15 protein-coding genes are annotated in these 17,108 nt (G+C 40.2%); 5 read left to right on the plus strand and 10 right to left on the minus strand.

Annotated elements, in window-relative coordinates; genetic code table 11:
• Nucleotides 1-54: 54 nt before the first annotated feature.
• From A3EE_RS0111980 to topA, 9 genes are all read right to left on the minus strand, one after another.
• Nucleotides 55-1,299: a zinc-binding metallopeptidase family protein gene (locus A3EE_RS0111980; RefSeq protein ID WP_018343690.1), complete on the minus strand. Its 1,245-nt coding sequence runs from the start codon at nucleotides 1,297-1,299 to the stop codon at nucleotides 55-57.
• Nucleotides 1,300-1,510: 211 nt separating this feature from the next.
• The gene (locus A3EE_RS0111985) at nucleotides 1,511-2,314 is read right to left on the minus strand and encodes a GNAT family N-acetyltransferase (protein ID WP_018343691.1); all 804 of its coding nucleotides are present in this window, start codon (nucleotides 2,312-2,314) and stop codon (nucleotides 1,511-1,513) included.
• Between the two features lie 286 nt (nucleotides 2,315-2,600).
• Nucleotides 2,601-3,056: a tellurite resistance TerB family protein gene (locus A3EE_RS0111990; RefSeq protein ID WP_018343692.1), complete on the minus strand. Its 456-nt coding sequence runs from the start codon at nucleotides 3,054-3,056 to the stop codon at nucleotides 2,601-2,603.
• Between the two features lie 168 nt (nucleotides 3,057-3,224).
• Nucleotides 3,225-3,686: a tellurite resistance TerB family protein gene (locus A3EE_RS20450; protein ID WP_018343694.1), complete on the minus strand. Its 462-nt coding sequence runs from the start codon at nucleotides 3,684-3,686 to the stop codon at nucleotides 3,225-3,227.
• A 168-nt stretch (nucleotides 3,687-3,854) separates the two neighbouring features.
• Nucleotides 3,855-5,015, minus strand: coding sequence for an iron-containing alcohol dehydrogenase (locus tag A3EE_RS0112005; protein WP_018343695.1), 1,161 nt, complete (start codon nucleotides 5,013-5,015; stop codon nucleotides 3,855-3,857).
• A gap of 327 nt (nucleotides 5,016-5,342) precedes the next feature.
• Complete coding sequence (locus A3EE_RS0112010) at nucleotides 5,343-5,534, minus strand: cold-shock protein (protein ID WP_018343696.1); 192 nt, start codon at nucleotides 5,532-5,534, stop codon at nucleotides 5,343-5,345.
• Nucleotides 5,535-5,662: 128 nt separating this feature from the next.
• The gene (locus A3EE_RS0112015) at nucleotides 5,663-6,355 is read right to left on the minus strand and encodes an SIR2 family NAD-dependent protein deacylase (RefSeq protein WP_018343697.1); all 693 of its coding nucleotides are present in this window, start codon (nucleotides 6,353-6,355) and stop codon (nucleotides 5,663-5,665) included.
• Between the two features lie 187 nt (nucleotides 6,356-6,542).
• A complete protein-coding gene (locus tag A3EE_RS0112020) occupies nucleotides 6,543-7,085 on the minus strand; it encodes a DUF4468 domain-containing protein (protein ID WP_018343698.1) in 543 nt (180 codons plus the stop codon).
• Nucleotides 7,086-7,145: 60 nt separating this feature from the next.
• Nucleotides 7,146-9,701, minus strand: coding sequence for a type I DNA topoisomerase (gene topA, locus A3EE_RS0112025; protein WP_018343699.1), 2,556 nt, complete (start codon nucleotides 9,699-9,701; stop codon nucleotides 7,146-7,148).
• 178 nt (nucleotides 9,702-9,879) lie between these two features.
• Between topA and A3EE_RS0112035 the strand changes: the two genes are divergently transcribed.
• The 3 genes from A3EE_RS0112035 to A3EE_RS0112045 all read left to right on the plus strand — a co-directional run bounded on the left by A3EE_RS0112035 (nucleotide 9,880) and on the right by A3EE_RS0112045 (nucleotide 12,803).
• On the plus strand, nucleotides 9,880-10,407 hold the full coding sequence (locus tag A3EE_RS0112035; RefSeq protein WP_026209749.1) for a SixA phosphatase family protein: 528 nt from the start codon (nucleotides 9,880-9,882) through the stop codon (nucleotides 10,405-10,407).
• 106 nt (nucleotides 10,408-10,513) lie between these two features.
• Nucleotides 10,514-11,953, plus strand: a complete 1,440-nt coding sequence (locus tag A3EE_RS0112040) for a hypothetical protein (protein WP_157447000.1) — start codon at nucleotides 10,514-10,516, stop codon at nucleotides 11,951-11,953.
• A gap of 112 nt (nucleotides 11,954-12,065) precedes the next feature.
• A complete protein-coding gene (locus A3EE_RS0112045) occupies nucleotides 12,066-12,803 on the plus strand; it encodes a hypothetical protein (protein WP_018343703.1) in 738 nt (245 codons plus the stop codon).
• 220 nt (nucleotides 12,804-13,023) lie between these two features.
• Here A3EE_RS0112045 and A3EE_RS0112050 read toward each other — a convergent pair whose 3' ends face one another.
• Entirely contained in the window at nucleotides 13,024-13,443 is a 420-nt protein-coding gene (locus A3EE_RS0112050) for a hypothetical protein (protein WP_018343704.1), read from the minus strand.
• Between the two features lie 91 nt (nucleotides 13,444-13,534).
• Between A3EE_RS0112050 and A3EE_RS0112055 the strand changes: the two genes are divergently transcribed.
• A complete protein-coding gene (locus A3EE_RS0112055) occupies nucleotides 13,535-14,404 on the plus strand; it encodes a TraB/GumN family protein (RefSeq protein ID WP_018343705.1) in 870 nt (289 codons plus the stop codon).
• A gap of 15 nt (nucleotides 14,405-14,419) precedes the next feature.
• A complete protein-coding gene (locus A3EE_RS0112060) occupies nucleotides 14,420-16,678 on the plus strand; it encodes a Tex family protein (RefSeq protein WP_018343706.1) in 2,259 nt (752 codons plus the stop codon).
• The last annotated feature ends 430 nt before the right edge of the window (nucleotides 16,679-17,108 follow it).

A 17,108-nucleotide genomic window follows, 5' to 3' on the forward strand; every position in this document is an offset into this window, starting at 1 on the left:
AAAAACCTCGGTGAGTGCCGAGGTTTTAAATTGTATAGCTGTTGTTTACAACGATTATTTTTTACCAAATAGAGATGATAGTATTCCAGGTGTCTTTGATTCGTTGGCTTGTGTACCTCCTTGTGTTTGTGATTGTATTTGCTTTTGCGGTGCTTGGATCGCTTCTTCGGCAGCCTTTTGAATCTGGTCTGCAGCAATGGTTGCTTTTTCTTTATCTGTAAGAGTACCATCTGTACTTTCATCAACCATACGATGCTTTTTACAGATCTTATGGATAAAGGAAAGTTTTTCTATAATCTCTTCTGAAATTACAAAAGGATAAAACTCCGGATGCCCCATACTTCTGCTGAGTGCATTTACAGCGAATCCCAAAGGTACCCACATATTAAAAATGTCAACGAATTTTTTTATTTCGTAAGGGTTTGAAATTTTAGGAGCAGTAATATTTCTACCTTGCAACGAATCTGTATCCAGCTGAATACCAAAATTAAATGCCGTTTCAATGGTATCCATCAAGTGCATATAATGCGCCCACGATTCCGCCCAATCTTCCCAAGGGTGAGAAGTTGCATAAATGCTGATATAATGATTGCTGGTATTTTTATTCGGATTGCTGTAATAAGCCCGAAGCGATTGCTCGTAACTTACCATTTCATTTCCGAAAAGTTCACGGAATTTTTTTAGCTGTTTTGGATTATTTTTAATCAACACATCCCAATAGTAGTGACCGATCTCATGTCTGAAATGTCCCAATAAGGTTCTGTATTTTTCGTTTAGATCGTATTTGTGTTTTGCACGTTCAGCCTCATCCGCTTCTTTGATATTGATTGTGATCAAGCCGGATTGATGCCCTGTCATTACGCTTTTCGCATGATTGTCGGCCGTAAAGTCAAATGCAATACCTTCAATACCATTGCCGATTTTCTTTTTAATGGGTAATTGAAGTTTTAACAACGAATAAACCAAACGGTGCTTTGCGATTTCGATTTTGTGCCAACGTTCTCTGTTCTGTGCAGTTGCAAGAGGAGGGATGGTTCTGTTCAATTCACAAGCCACGCAGAATGCTGGAGTATGTGTCGAAGGAATTAGCCAGTTGCATGTTGCCTCTTGTGCATTCTGACAATACTTGTAAGTTTTTTTTGTATGAATATCTGTATAAAATGCATCGCTTTTATTTTTTTGAAGTGTAAGCATGCTTAATTGTGTGCTATCAAAACCGATGGGATTCTGACAGCTCAGGCAAACACTATTTTCAAAGTACAAGGTGTTGTTGCAGTTTTTACAGATAAACAATTTCATCTTGTTACAATCAAATAAATAAAATCAGTACAGTTATCTCAGTTAAATTGAAAAATATGCATTATACATTCTTTAAAAGTACCTTAATTCAGGTAAAAAGAAAAGTCAGAAAGCCATAGAAGCTTACATAGGACTTATAAAACATATAATTTATTGAATATTTTTATAAAATAGGATTGTTGCATAGGCACAATCATATCTGGTAGGGGAATTATCCTATGCTGCCAGCAATCCGGTTATACATTTTAGTGAAATCAATTTCTCTGAATTCTCCCAGACGCATACGTTTAGCTGTTTTGAAAGGTACATATCCATGAATGTTCATATATGCTGTAGCGGTAGTATTATTTATCGGGAATGCAGCATTTTCTTTTGATTGCAATCGCAGATGCATTAATTCAACTCCGGCTTTTGATGTGTTTGCTACAATGACTCCTTCATGAAAATCGGGAATATAATATCCTTCTATACGTGCATGTGATACATATACAAACGCAGTTGAAAGATACTTTTCAAAATGAAAAAATCTGTCCTCACCTGAAACAGATTGATCCAATTGCTTGATCTGTTCATTGTAGGTTTTATTATAAGGAACAATGTTGGAAGAAGGAGCAAAGGAAGAATCTTTTGTAAAGTTATGATAAAACAGATATTCGGTTTCAGTTTCGAAGCCCAGCTTTTCATAGACGGGTTCGCCAAGAGCCGTTGCTACCAGATAAATGGTTTTACATATTCTCGGATCAATGCTTTCGATCAATGAGTCTGTAATATGTTTGCCGATGCCTCTGTTTCTGTAATCCGGATGGACAATGATGTGTGCGAGCCAGGCTACATCATCGTGTATTATGGTTGTACCAATACCTATGAGTTCATTTGAAATTGTTATTTTAATCGGGTAACAAAAAGACGATGTAGTATAAAATTTATAAACAGGAATAACATCCGGCCAGCCTTCGGGTTGAAGGAGCGTGAGAAAGGGAATATCGCTTGATGTGAAGGGCTGGATCTGCATCATTCATAAATATATGAAATTTAATTAAATGCAAATGTGTGAGGTAGATTGAAAATTATTATAAATCCCATCGTTCGAAACCTTTGGAAATATGCGCAAATATTCATTTGATTTGATGGGCGATGCATGTTATTTTTCCCATGGATGAATCTATGAGCTATGCAGATCGTTTGTTAATGGTTTGCATAGCCCACGGTTTTAACCGCGGGAATGATGAAGAGTTATTGAAATGTGTTTGTGTGTGGAATTTATAATTAAAAATATTGTTGTATACGTATAAAATGTTTAATTAAAATTTTATAGAATTTGAATGCTTCACAAGCAGTTCATCTACGATCTTTTTTGCAATGTTAAATTCCAGTTCCAATGCAGTAGTTAAATAGGATGCAATCTCTTTTTCTTTTTGAAGGAGTTTTCCATCAGCAAGCAGGAGCTTCATGATCAGTTCGAACAACAATGCTTTTTGTTCTTCTTTAATTAGTGGTACACTGCCATCGATGAGATTGTAACTGCCGACTTTTCTATTGGCAAGCAGGGCAGGCTGATAATAATCGGCAATGTTTTTTCTTTTGAATAAGGGCAATTTTCCAACTACATCAAACATTTTCTGTATTTCAGCATCTGCGATGTGGCCATCGATGTGCATGCTTGCATACATGATCGCGATCCATGCTTCCTGTTCGCTTTGAGGAGTATAGGTTTTAGCAGATGCCGGAGCACCGAATAATTTGTTTAATATTTTCATTCGCGTTCATCCGAAATTGTTTCAGAATACCATACATACGTATTGTCAAACAACTTCGGATTTATTAGGTTATAAAATGCTATATATTCCTTCTGAAACGGGTTCAATTTGAAATATAAGATGTACGATTCGTATACTTCAACGCTCTGTAAACTACATTCACGGAGCTTAGTTAACAATAATAAAATTCCCTTTGTTTTTAAGCAGCATAACATCCACTATTTTTTTAGCAAGCTCGTCGCTGAGCTCAAGTGCAATAGATAGATATTCTGCAATTTTCTTTTCATTGTCGCCCAGGATACCATCTGCCAATAAGATTTCCATTGTTAATGCAAACAGGGTAGGTTTATTTGATACATCGATCTTTGAAACACTGTTGTCGATGATCGATCTGCTGCCTGAAAGATTATGTGCTTTCATTACCGGCTCATAATAATCAGCAATTTCTTTATTATTGAATAGTTTTTTTACAATAAGTAACTCACACATTTTATCAATCTCCGTATCCGATATTTCACCATCTACCGCCATACACGCATACATAATAGCAACCCATGCTTCCTGTTCGCTTTGCGGAGTGTAAAGAATTGCAGAAGTGTCTGATTGAACGTTTGTGTCGAAAATACTCATTTGTTGCTGTGGTTTATAAGATCCTACTCATATGGCTTTTCGGCATCGCCCCGTTTGTGGTTACTGGTCTCCAGTAGCCCTGTACGGTAAATGGTATGACTAAGTTGTAGCAGAATACATTTAAAATAACAAACATCCGGTAATCATACCTACAGCTAGTTCTGTTTTTTAATAACTCATCTCTACGATTTTATAAACATCCTCCGGCGTAATATCTTTGCGTTCGCCCAGTGCCACCCATCCGCGGCTCTTTAAACGTTCTGCAGCAAAGGCTGCACAGCTTTTATAATCGTTGGTGTATTCCGAAAGTTTTGTTTTAATATTCAAGGAGTGGAAGAATTCTTCCGTCTTTGCAATTGCTTGTTCTGCTTTTTCTTCAATGGTTCCTGTCTTAATGTTCCAGATCCGTTCGGCGTATTGAGCAAGTTTTTCTTTTTTGCTGTTGAACTTATAACGGTATACACTCGGAGCAATAATAGCAAGCGTGCGTGCGTGATCGATGTTGTATAGGGCTGTTAACTCGTGACCGATGGCATGCACCGACCAATCCGTAGGCACACCTTTTTGTATCAGTCCGTTTAGTGCCATGGTACAGCTCCACATAAAATCACAGGCTGCATCGTAATTTGATTTGTCTTTTAAAATAACCGGTGCAATTTCGATCAGCGTCTGCATGATGCTTTCTGCAATGCGGTCCTGCAACAGCGCATGGGCAGGATAGGTCATGTATTGTTCAAGTACGTGTGTGAATGCATCGGTGATGCCATTCGCAATCTGCCGATCGGGGATGGAGTGGATCACCTGCGGATCTAAGATGGAGAACTGCGGGAACAATCCAGGTCCGCCCATACCCAATTTTTGTTGGGTGGAACGACGTGTTATTACAGCACCTGAATTCATTTCAGATCCTGTTGCAGGTAAGGTTAGCACTGTTGCGAAGGGCATGCCTTTTTCAGTGCGAATGGGCTTCGCTAAGATATCCCAGGGCTCGGCGCCCTCATACAGTGCAGCCGAAGATAAAAACTTTGTACCGTCGATCACAGAGCCTCCGCCAACGGCCAGCAGATAGGTGATCTTTTCTTTTTTGATGATAGCCAATGCATCCATCAGTATTTCATATTCAGGATTGGCAGGAATACCTCCAAACTCAATCACATCAAAAGATGCTAAGGCTGCTTTTACCTGTTCGTATACACCATTTGTTTTTATACTGCCTCCGCCATACAGCATGAGTACTTTCGCATTCACAGGAATCTCTTTGGCAAGCTGTGCGATCTGTCCTTTACCAAAAAGGACCTTTGTTGGATTTTTATAGTCGAAGTTTAACATACGTTAGTGGTCAGTAAACAGTGGTCAGTTGTCAGTAAGAAAATAATTATGAATTATGTTGTATTGTTTTTTTGGGGCGATGCCCCAAGTTTTAACATGATAGGCTTTCAGCATATGTTTGACTAAAAATAATCAATGCATCTAAATAAAACCAAAGGGATGTGATTTATAAAATGAATCTGCATTAGTCGGTGTAAAAGGCTGAAAGCCTTAAATACCAGAACTTGGGGCGATGCCCCAAGAAAAAGATATGAATGGGTACAAATAAAAAAGTCACGCTGTGAGGCGTGACTTTTAAAATGCTTAAATGATTGGTATATATTAAAACTAAACTAGTTTAACATTTACTGCATTTAGTCCTTTTTTTCCTTTTTCAAGTTCGAAAGTTACTTCGTCATTTTCTCTGATCTCGTCAACAAGACCTGAAACGTGTACAAAATATTCTTTTCCTGATTCTTTTTCGATGATAAAACCAAAACCTTTGGCGTTATTAAAGAATTTAACTGTTCCGTTATTCATTATTGTGATGTTATTAATTTGTTCAAAAATACAGAAATTATTCCTAATAATACTGAACCGCTATAACTTTTTTTTCTATAGGTGTCCGGTCTTGTAATATTCCGTGAAATAGTCCAGTATGTATCGTCTTATTTGTACTTTTCAATTAATTCATCTACAATTCGTAGCGCTCCCGTACTCGCTTTTTCAGCAATTAAAGTTAATAATGGATGTTTCTTAACTGCCGGCAAGTTCGGATCGATCACAATTACTTCTGTATCTGCACCAACATAATCAATCAGACTGGCAGCCGGATATACCTGCAGCGATGTTCCGATCACAATGAAGATGTCAGCCTTTGCAGCCAATGCAGCTGCGGGTTCCATCATGGGTACTGCTTCGCCAAACCAGACAATGTTGGGGCGGAGCTGTGAACCTCTCGGACATTTATCTCCCAGATTCAATTCCCATCCTTCGATCGGATAGATGTGGCGTGGATTTAAGGTGCTTCTGCTTTCAAATAATTTTCCGTGTAAGTGCAGTATATTTTCTGAGCCGGCACGTTCGTGCAGGTCGTCTACATTTTGTGTAATGATCTCCACATGGAAATACGTACTCAATTTCACTAAGGCTTTATGCGCGTCATTGGGCTCAGCCTTCAAAGCATCCTTTCTGCGCATGTTATAAAAATCGAGCACCAGCTGCGGATTCTTTCTCCAGCCTTCCGGCGAAGCCACTTCCATTACATCATGACCTTCCCATAAACCACCGCTGTCGCGGAATGTATTGATACCACTTTCGGCAGAGATGCCGGCACCTGTTAGGACTACTATGTTTTTCATATGAGCTTAAAGCTTAAAGCTGAATGCCTAAAGCTTTTGTAAAATTAAGATACGATAAAATATTTATTACGAATGTTTGCTAAACTTTTTTACGTTAGGCCTTAAGCGTTCCGCCTTAGGCTTTATAAAAAACAAAAGGAGAGTACGAGACTCTCCTTTAAGTAAATATTTGCAAGAGCAACAACTGTTACCAATCGTTTCCTACGTTTACTGGTTTATCTTCCGGATTGCCCATCACTACTTTCATGTTTGCGATCAGCTTCTCCATTTCGGCTGCAGTTAATTTTTTGATGTCGCCCCAACCTTGCATAGACAATACATACTTGTTACACGCAGGTATAGATTTTTCAAGTTCACCACCGTTGCCTTTATCAGATGAGTGTACAAAACCAGTGATCACATATTTGTAACGACCGTCTTTACAAGCGATCACTACAGTATAAGTAACAGTTCCGTTGTGCATTAAACCCGGCTGTGGTGCATGATATGTAACCGGGAACTGACCTTTATAACTGTAATATCCGTCCGCCGGTTTGTCTGCAAGAATACCGCTTCCGGATACATTCAAACTATGTGTACGTTTAAATAACACAGCTTGTGTTGCGCCATCTACGGTAACAACGCCACTATATGTAATTTTTTTAGTCGTTGTATCAATAGGAGGTAATGTTTGCGCTTGAGATGCAAAAGCCATTGCCAGGCCTATAATGAATGAGAAAACAATTTTCATAATACGGTTAATTTAAATGAATACTCAATTTGATTATACGTGCTTTCAAAATCGTGCCAACTATTTTTTAGCGGCTGCTTTCTTGGCCGCTTTTTTAACGGTAGCCTTTTTAACAATAAGTTTCTTCTCAGCCGGTTTCTTCGCCGCTGCTTTTTTAGCTGCAGGCTTCTTCGTTGCAGCTTTTTTCGCTGCCGGTTTTTTTGCCGATGCTTTCTTAGCTGCCGGCTTTTTAGCTGCGGCAGTTGTTTTCTTCGCTGCTGCTTTACCTTTTTTCGCTTTTGCCAAACCAGCATCTACCTCGGTAGGGTCGTGATCTAAGCCTGCAATAGCAAGACATTCCGCGTATGTTAAGGAAGCAGGTTCTTTGTCTTTCGGTAATTTGAAATTGTTTTTACCGATTGCTAAATAAGGACCCCATCTGCCTTTCAATACTTTTACGTATTCGCTTTCCGGATATTCTGCAATGAGTTTTTCAGCATCCGATACACGTTTTGCTAAGATCAATTCAATCGCACGGTCTGTATCGATGGTCATTACATCATCGATCTTCGGTATTGAAATGAATTTGCTATTGTGGCGGATATACGGACCGAATCGGCCAATTGCTGCAACCATTGGCTTCTCTTCAAACACACCAATTTCTCTTGGCAGTTTAAATAATTCCAATGCTTCTTCCAGCGTAATGTTTTCGATCAGCTGACCTTTGCGCAAACTTGCGTATTTCGGTTTTATGTCTTTCTCTTCATCTGCTTCACCGATCTGTACAAACGGACCGTAGCGGCCCAGACGTGTACTGATCTGTTCACCAGTTTCCGGATGCACACCTAAAACACGTGATGTATTTACACTTGAACGTTCAATGTTTTCTGTTTTCAAAACCTGCTTATGGAAATCTCCATAGAAGTCTTTCAACATGGTTTGCCATTTGATCTTACCTTCAGCAATGTCATCAAATTCTTTTTCTACCATAGCGGTAAAATTAAAATCTGTTACACGCGGAAAATGTTCAACAAGGAAATCGTTGGTGATCATGGCAAGATCGGTCGGGAATAATTTCGACTTTTCCTGTCCTGTATTTTCAGTGATAACAGCTGTTTGCACAGCATTATCTTTTAATGTTAATTGAGTAAGCTTACGCTCTCTGCCATCGCGGTCTTCCTTGATCACATAACCTCTTTTCTGAATGGTAGAAATTGTCGGTGCATACGTAGATGGTCTACCAATGCCCATTTCTTCTAACTTCTTAACCAAACTTGCTTCGGTGTATCTCGACGGTGGACGAGTATAACGTTCAACCGCTACAATCTGATTCAAGCCTAATTTCTGATCTACTTTCAACGGAGGCAATGTTGCTGTACCGCCCGTTTTTGCTTCGATCTCTTCGTCGTCTTCATCTTCGTCGTCTTTCGATTCAAGATACACTTTTAAGAAACCTTCAAACGTAATTACTTCGCCAGATGCAATGAAATTTTCTGTAGACTTATTATTACCGATTGTTACAACCGTACGTTCCAGACGTGCATCGGCCATCTGCGAAGCGATTGCGCGCTTCCAGATCAGGTCGTATAAACGTTGTTCGTTGCGGTCTGCACTTGCCTGCTGCACATTGAAATCCGTTGGACGGATTGCTTCGTGGGCTTCCTGTGCATTTTCGTTTTTGCTTTTATATTTTCGGGTGAAAGAATATTCAGCTCCGTAGTTATTAGTGATGGTTGTTTTTGCTGCGTCAATAGCGAAGTCCGATAGGTTTACCGAATCCGTTCTCATATACGAGATCTTACCTGCTTCGTACAAACGCTGTGCAACCGTCATGGTTTGTGCAACTGAAAAACTTAATTTTCTGGAAGCTTCCTGCTGCAAGGTAGACGTAGTAAATGGGGCCGAAGGAGATTTTTTTGCCGGCTTCTTCTCCAGATCGCGAACAAAGAAATCTGCACCGATCAGTTTTGTTAAAAAGGCCTGAGCTTCCGCTTCGGTATCAAATCTTGAAGGCAGTTCCGCTTTAATGCTTTTGCTGCCATCTTTAAATTCTGCTGTTACCTTATATAAAGCAGTAGGATGGAACTGCAATACTTCGCGTTCTCTGTCTACTACAATACGCACGGCTACTGATTGTACGCGACCGGCAGATAAACCAGCTTTGATCTTTTTCCAAAGTACCGGAGACATTTCAAAACCTACCAGACGATCCAGAATACGACGTGCCTGCTGTGCATTTACCAGGTCAATATCGATGCCTCTTGGAGTTTGTACGGCATTTAATATAGCGTTCTTGGTAATTTCTCTGAAAACAATTCGACGTGTTTTTGCATCGTCCAGATCCAAAGATTCCTTTAAATGCCATGAAATAGCTTCTCCTTCGCGGTCATCATCGGTTGCTAACCACACAACATCTGCTTCTTTTGCTAACTTTTTTAACTCCTTTACAACCTCTTTTTTATCGGGAGAGATCTCGTATGTGGGCTTAAAACTATTCTCTATATCGATGGCCTTATCGCCTTTCTGTAAGTCTCTTACGTGACCGTAGCTGGATTTAACCGTAAAATCTTTTCCGAGATAACCTTCAATGGTTTTTGCCTTTGCAGGGGACTCAACTATGACTAAATTCTTGGGCATTTGCCTGTTTATTTTATAAATGAAGAAGACAAAGATGAATATTTTTTTTTCTAAAATGCAAGGAATGCAATTCAATCAATTGAATTTAAATGGGATTTATCAAAGTATTAATATGAATTCAATATTTTGAATGATTAATTCCCGTTTATTTTGCGTAATATGCTTCTTTTAAGACGATATGGCCAAAACACTTATATTAATACGTCACGCGAAGTCGGATTGGTCTGAAAGCGGACAACGGGATTTCGACCGGGAGTTGAACCACCGCGGGCATTCTGATGCACCCAGAATGGGCGCTAAGCTTTTTGAAATGGACCTAAAACCCGATCTGATCGTTTCTAGTCCCGCCAGAAGAACCACTCTTACGGCAGAATACATCTGCGAGCAGATTCATTACCCATTTGAGCAGGTACACTTTGAAGATGATATTTACGAAGCTTCTGTGCGCACCTTATTAAAGGTAGTGAACGAATTAAACGACACTTATAATACAGTTATTATTGTAGGACACAATCCCGGGTTTTCCTATCTGGCAGAATACCTTACGGGCAGCGAAATAGGAAATATTCCTACTTGCGGGATCGTGGAATTAAACATCGAACTGGATAAATGGGCGATGGTTTCTCAGAATACGGCACACCTGAAAAGTTTTATTTACCCGAAAATGTTTTTTGGCGGTGGTGGAGAAAAAGTAGAACAAGAGTAGATAATTATGAGTTATAAATTATGAATGCATAATAAAAAAAGACCTGTCCCGATAGCTATCGGGACAGGTCTTTTTTTATGGAATGAATATTGATAACTTATCAATCATGAAAAAGTTTTTTATAATCGCATTTTTATTCATTTCAATCTATGCATCCGCACAGCCTGGTCCGTATGGAGGCACGCTTGAATTTCAATTTACAGATGCAAACGGGAAAACGTTAAAAAAGAAATCGGGCTTAACTGTTTGGCCGGAGTTCACAACAGATTCGGATACGCGGTACTATATGGAGGGCTATCCATTAAAAAAAATAATCTGGGAAAACGATAGTATACTTTCATATGATTCGGCACCAACTCCTTCAGGAGGATTTTTACCACCTAACTTTACTGTCGTAGCAGTATACAAAAAGGATACCATGCGTATCAAAGGATTCCCTGAACCCCACTACCGTTTTACACCCATTGCCAGAATCACGTTCTTAAAAGGAGCATTCACTATTCCGAAAGAATCTTATCCATATTTAACGATTAAGTGCAAACCGGAACAAATTCCTGCAGCACTGGAGTGGAAAAATTTTGAAGGAAATAAATCATACCATCCATCATCTGCTGTTTTAGAAGCAGTCACAGCTGCACCAGTTTCGGGTGTAATAGCAAATGGATCGTATAAAGTTTTTTGTAATACGAAAGGTGTAAGTGCAGTTGCACGTTATGCTGAAAACAGTAATACATGGGATACAATTCTTTCAGGTATTACTCAATATCCTGTGAGGGTTACTGCTGACAAAGAACAGGTAATTGTAACACTGGGAAGTTCTGCTTTCCTGTATTCAACAGTCCCATTAAAAAAGTGGGAGCTTGTTTTTTTAAAAGATGTGGTTAGGTATCCATATACCAGAGGTAATGAGCTGCGGATCGATTCTATCTGGTTAAAAGATAAATCTTTTTTTATAAGAGGGAAAAAGACGTATGCATTCATGTATAGTAATTATGAATGCAAAGAGTCCATTTTTAAGGTGCATATAAATCTTTCGGATACGTCATCGTTATATCGAAAAATAAAAGCGGATTCGGAAAAGCAGGTAGAAACAGCATTGAAAGAATGGACGGTCATTTATATAAAGAAACAGGCGAATGCATCCAGAACGTACAACAAGGAACATTATCCGGAACGCTTGTCTCAGTATTTGCAGAAGGGAACGTTTTATGATCCGGATGGTGGAAGATTAAACCATTTACTGTTAACATTAATGAAAGGTAGGTTTGCCTATACAGGTCGTAATCAGATTGACCTTAGTGATAAGGATTTTGCTGATTATAATTCAGAAGGAACATATACATACACGGATTCTACAATCACCTTTTGGGAAGGATCTCAATATGCGCAAACGGTTTTTAATAAATATGGAATTGATTTTGTTCCCCGAGGAACGTACTACTGGTATTTTCATGACAATCTGCTAATCTTAACGCAACACGAAATAGATGAAACAGAGATGTCGTACCATATGTATAGTGTTGGATTATGGATTGATAAAAAGTAATGCGCTTATAGAGCTAGTAGTTGTAGGATTCCATAAATCATAATTCAAATTTATTTCTCCGCGGCGAATCATCATTCAAAAAGGTTATATTTGTATCGAATTATCGGAACAGATGCGTAGCACATTTACAGCTCTTATTTTTATTATTACTTTGGGAATCACTGTCCGCTCGCATGCTCAGCTGCTTGTGCCATTGAAACCCCGCCAATATGCATTCACCTATACCAATGGATTCTATGGCAATGTACCGGTGTTTTCTGTCAGCGTAGCCCGTACATTTCATATACATATCGGTAAATTGATAAATGAACATGCAACCTTGTTTCTGGATTTTGCAGACCGCACAAACTTTCACGACAATACCTTTCAGTTTATTTACGGCGGACAAGGTTATTTATTCCGTGTGCATAGTTTTAAATTCATGTTCCGCAAAACATTTACCTTGAACCGGTATGTTTCGGATGAATTTAAGGGAACATTTCTCGGCGGCGAACTGGATCTTTGTCCGGGTTTTTATAAGAAAAAATATTTTGTAGCTGCTGATTTGTATTTTGGAGATAGCTTCACCGGGCACGTCGTTGCGGATCCCAATGTACAACATGTATTAAAAGATGTTGAATCCGGATGGATCACACCACATTTTGCAACACTTAAAACAGGCATTAATCTGGGCTATTACATCAAAGAAAAATTCCTGATCCAGGGGCATGTGGATTATACCGTACTTAAACCGGAAAAGCTGGTGTATACACCTAGCGTATACTGGACGATCGGTTTTACATACATCATCAACAGAAAAAATGCTGTTGAAAAAGCGAAGACGCCGGCAGTGTTTGAGGACGTAGATTGATAGTTTGTCTGAACCACTGATTTATCTGATGTATATGATGAAAAATGATTTTTTTACAATTACAGACTTGCGTATATATTTACTTGTGCTTAACCAACAGTTTAAATAGAAATAGATATAAAATGAAAAGACCTGTCCCGATCCCGATAGCTATCGGGATCGGGACAGGTCTTTTCATTTTATAATCATCTACATCAGATGAATCAGTGGTTCAGACAATTTACTTCTTCTTATTCTTCGACTTTACGTAGCTCTTTTTCTTCTTCGTCGTCTTTTTCTTCGCACCGCTCAAACGTTTTGCTGCACGTTTATCTGCTTGTTTACGGGTAATCTTGTTCTTTTTATCTTTCTCCTTTTTCGCCTTTGCCATTTTCTTTTGATAGGCTATGGCTTCCGGAGTCATTTGATTTTTTGTGCCTTCTGCGTTTTCAGCATCCAGATCGGCCTGAGTTTGTCCTTTTTTGCCTTTTGCCTTTTTGACCTTAGCAGGTTTACCGCCGCCGCCGCCGTTATCACCACCACCACCGCCATTATCTGCCGGTGCAGGTGTAGAACCACCGTCTGTTTGTGCATAAGAAGTCTGTTGTGATGCTACTAAGCACCCCAGACTCAGGAGTATAATAAATGCAAGTTTTCTCATAGTATTTCATGCACAATATGCTAAAAAAGTAGTGGGAAAAAAAATCTTAATTTACTTCTCTATCCACTCAGGAATAAACATTTTTGTTTAAATGAAAAACCGTTCCCGTATCGTCCTTCTTTTTATTCTGTTCACAGGCTTTCTTACCGAAGCCCAGGCGCAGAATAATTCCTTATTGTGGGAGATCACAGGCAAGGGTTTAAAAGATACCTCTTACTTATTTGGCACCATCCACATCCGCGACAAACGTGTATTTGATCTGGGCGATTCAACCTATTATGCGATCCATCGTACAAAGGCATTATTCGGTGAATTGAATCTGCAGGATAAAGCTGTCATGAAGCAGCATGCATCCGAATTGCTGATGCCGGCGGGTAGTACACTTCAATCGCTTATTTCGGCTGAAGATTATGAGCTGGTGAAAAAATACTGCAAAAAACACATCGGTATGTATGCCTTATTGATCAATAAGATCAAACCGATTTACATCTCCGCGATCGTTTCAGAGGATCTCTTAAAGAAAGAAAAAAAGAAACCGTTGGATCTTTATCTGCAGGATTATGCAGCGAAGAGAGGGAATAGCATCGGTGGGATAGAAACCTTTGAAGAACAGCTTGCGGTGATCAATTTGTTGAGTGTGCAGGAGCAGGCTGATATGCTTGTGGAACAGATCAAACATATTGATGAAGAAAAAAAGTTGATGGAGTATATGCTGCAGCTGTATCTGTCGGAATCGCTGGATAGTCTGGAAATACTTGTTCAGGAAGATACACTTTCACAGGAATTTAATGAAGCCATTTTAGATTCGCGCAACATGGTTATGGTGCAGCGCATGGAAATACAAATGAAAAAACAGTCTACTTTTTTTGCAGTAGGTGCCGCACATCTTCCCGGAACTAAGGGCTTGATCGCGTTGCTGCGGAAACAAGGATATACCGTACGACCAGTTAAAAGAAAATAATAATCAGTATACAAAATGAGTAAAGTGGAAATTTCTGTACTGCATGTACATGTAGTGGCGGCTGAATTAAAAATCAGTACCAAGCAAGTAGAAGCAACGATCGAGTTGCTGGATGAAGGCGCTACCGTTCCATTCATTTCCCGTTATCGTAAAGAGATCACCGGAAGTATGGATGAGGTGCAGGTTGCAGCGATACGCGATCGTTTTGAGCAGTTGCGCGAATTAGACAAACGCAGAGAAAGCATTCTGAAGTCCATTCACGAACAAGGCAAACTTACTCCGGAACTGGAAGAGAAAATTAAAGTAGCTGGTACCATGACCGAGCTGGAAGATCTTTACCTTCCGTACAAACAAAAACGCAAAACACGCGCAAGCATTGCAAAGGAAAAAGGACTGGAGCCATTGGCGCTGCTTATTCTGGAACAAAGCATTTCAGACGTGGATGGCGAAGCAAGCAAGTTCATCGATACGGAAAAAGGGGTTGCTACCTTTGAAGAAGCCTTGTCCGGTGCACGCGACATCATTGCTGAATTGATCAACGAAGATCAGCAGGCACGTGCTTCGGTACGTAAACTGTTCAACGAAAAAGGAACCATTAAATCGAAAGTATTTCCGGGTAAAGAAAACGAAGGACAGAAATACAGAGATTATTTTGAATGGGAAGAACCGATCGGTAAAACACCGTCGCACCGTTTGCTTGCGATGCGTAGAGGCGAGAAGGAAGGTTTCTTAATGTTAGACATTGCACCGCTGGAAGAAGATGCGGTTGATATTATAGAACAGCAGTTTGTGCAGGGTAGAGGCGCTGCTGCAGATCAGGTGAAGCTTGCTTCGAAAGATGCCTACAAACGTCTGTTAAAACCTTCCATGGAAACAGAAGTGCGTATGGGTACAAAGAACAAAGCCGACGAAGAAGCGATCCGTGTATTCTCCGACAACTTAAAACAATTGCTTCTTTCTTCTCCGCTTGGACAAAAGAATGTACTTGCGCTGGATCCGGGCTTCCGTTCAGGTTGTAAGCTTGTATGTTTAGACCGCCAGGGAAAATTACTGGAAGAAACGGTTGTGTATCCGCATGAGCCGCAACGTCAGACACAACAGTCTGCAGCAGTAATCATGGCCCTGTGTCAGAAGCATTCGATCGAAGCCATCTCTATCGGGAATGGTACTGCCGGTCGTGAGACAGAAGCATTCGTAAAAGGCTTAGGCTTACCAACAGAGATCCTGATCGTAATGGTGAACGAAAGTGGTGCATCTGTGTACTCCGCATCGGACGTAGCGCGCGAAGAGTTTCCGGAATACGATGTTACGGTTAGAGGTGCGGTCTCTATCGGCCGTCGTTTGATGGATCCATTGGCAGAGCTTGTTAAGATCGACCCGAAAGCAATTGGTGTTGGACAATATCAGCACGACGTAGACCAGACTGCTTTGAAGAAAAGTCTGGATGAAGTAGTGATCAGTTCGGTAAACTTAGTAGGTGTGGAAGTAAACACCGCAAGCAAGCAGCTGTTGACCTACGTTTCCGGACTTGGTCCGCAGTTGGCACAGAATATTATTGATTACCGCAATACAAACGGTCCGTTCAAATCCCGTTCAGATATCAAGAAAGTTGCACGTATGGGTGACAAAGCATTTGAACAGTCGGCAGGTTTCTTGCGTGTACGCGATGCAGAAAATCCATTGGACAGAAGTGCGGTGCACCCCGAAAGTTATCCGGTGGTAGAGCGCATGGCGAAAGACCTTGGCGCTTCGGTAACGGATATCATGAAGAGCAAAGAACTGCGTCAGAAAATTGTATTGAAGAATTACGTAAGCGAAACCGTTGGTTTACCAACCCTGCAGGATATCTTCCAGGAATTGGATAAGCCGGGCCGCGATCCACGTCAGACCTTTGAAGTGTTTGAGTTTGCTGAAGGTGTGAAGGAAATGAAAGACCTTCGTCCGGGTATGAAACTACCGGGTATCATCACCAACGTAACCAAGTTTGGTGTGTTTGTAGACATCGGTGTGCACCAGGATGGCTTGATCCACATCAGTCACTTAGCGGACCGCTTTATTTCAGATCCGTCTGAGGTAGTTAAGGTACAGCAGAAGGTTCAGGTAACCGTATTGGAAGTAGACGAAGCACGCAAGCGTATAAGTCTTTCTATGAAAGGCGATGCAGGCGGAGTAACGAAACCGAAAGCAGGAGGCGCCGGTGGTGCGAAGAAAGAAAAAGAAGTAGAAGGCGACATGCAATCGAAACTGAATATGTTGATGTCGAAGTTCAAGTAAAACACGATTTGAACACGATTGCCAGGATTAAATAAGAGATAACAGGAGATTACTTGCAACTCTTTGTCTGAACCGCTGATTCAACTGATTTAAATGATGGATCTGATTGGTAGCGGATCGGTATCTAATTGAATGATTAAATGAATAGAGAACTCGTCAGACCACTTTTTGTGGTCCGACGAGTTTTTGTTTTTTGTCATGTCAGCTTCTTGGGACGCTGCCCCAAGTTAAGATATGTCAGGCTTACAGCCTGAAAGTTTGTTACGTGACGATAAAGCCTGAAAGGCTTTAATACCATAGCTTGGGGCATCGCCCCAAGAATAATCCCGTATCGTCCTGAATATCATGAATAATCATATAAATCTCTAAAATCATACGAATCATAGTTCAGACCACCTTCATCATTCATAATTCATATTTTATAATTAAC

Source organism: Cytophaga aurantiaca DSM 3654 (assembly GCF_000379725.1).
GTDB lineage: Bacteria > Bacteroidota > Bacteroidia > Cytophagales > Cytophagaceae > Cytophaga > Cytophaga aurantiaca.

Excerpts from the sequence above, each read along its gene's own strand:
- A3EE_RS0111980 (WP_018343690.1), bottom strand. The coding sequence starts at position 1,299 with ATGAAATTGTTTATCTGTAAAAACTGCAACAACACCTTGTACTTTGAA.
- A3EE_RS0111985 (WP_018343691.1), bottom strand. The coding sequence starts at position 2,314 with ATGATGCAGATCCAGCCCTTCACATCAAGCGATATTCCCTTTCTCACG.
- A3EE_RS0111990 (WP_018343692.1), bottom strand. The coding sequence starts at position 3,056 with ATGAAAATATTAAACAAATTATTCGGTGCTCCGGCATCTGCTAAAACC.
- A3EE_RS20450 (WP_018343694.1), bottom strand. The coding sequence starts at position 3,686 with ATGAGTATTTTCGACACAAACGTTCAATCAGACACTTCTGCAATTCTT.
- A3EE_RS0112005 (WP_018343695.1), bottom strand. The coding sequence starts at position 5,015 with ATGTTAAACTTCGACTATAAAAATCCAACAAAGGTCCTTTTTGGTAAA.
- A3EE_RS0112010 (WP_018343696.1), bottom strand. The coding sequence starts at position 5,534 with ATGAATAACGGAACAGTTAAATTCTTTAATAACGCCAAAGGTTTTGGT.
- A3EE_RS0112015 (WP_018343697.1), bottom strand. The coding sequence starts at position 6,355 with ATGAAAAACATAGTAGTCCTAACAGGTGCCGGCATCTCTGCCGAAAGT.
- A3EE_RS0112020 (WP_018343698.1), bottom strand. The coding sequence starts at position 7,085 with ATGAAAATTGTTTTCTCATTCATTATAGGCCTGGCAATGGCTTTTGCA.
- topA (WP_018343699.1), bottom strand. The coding sequence starts at position 9,701 with ATGCCCAAGAATTTAGTCATAGTTGAGTCCCCTGCAAAGGCAAAAACC.
- A3EE_RS0112035 (WP_026209749.1), top strand. The coding sequence starts at position 9,880 with ATGGCCAAAACACTTATATTAATACGTCACGCGAAGTCGGATTGGTCT.
- A3EE_RS0112040 (WP_157447000.1), top strand. The coding sequence starts at position 10,514 with ATGAAAAAGTTTTTTATAATCGCATTTTTATTCATTTCAATCTATGCA.
- A3EE_RS0112045 (WP_018343703.1), top strand. The coding sequence starts at position 12,066 with ATGCGTAGCACATTTACAGCTCTTATTTTTATTATTACTTTGGGAATC.
- A3EE_RS0112050 (WP_018343704.1), bottom strand. The coding sequence starts at position 13,443 with ATGAGAAAACTTGCATTTATTATACTCCTGAGTCTGGGGTGCTTAGTA.
- A3EE_RS0112055 (WP_018343705.1), top strand. The coding sequence starts at position 13,535 with ATGAAAAACCGTTCCCGTATCGTCCTTCTTTTTATTCTGTTCACAGGC.
- A3EE_RS0112060 (WP_018343706.1), top strand. The coding sequence starts at position 14,420 with ATGAGTAAAGTGGAAATTTCTGTACTGCATGTACATGTAGTGGCGGCT.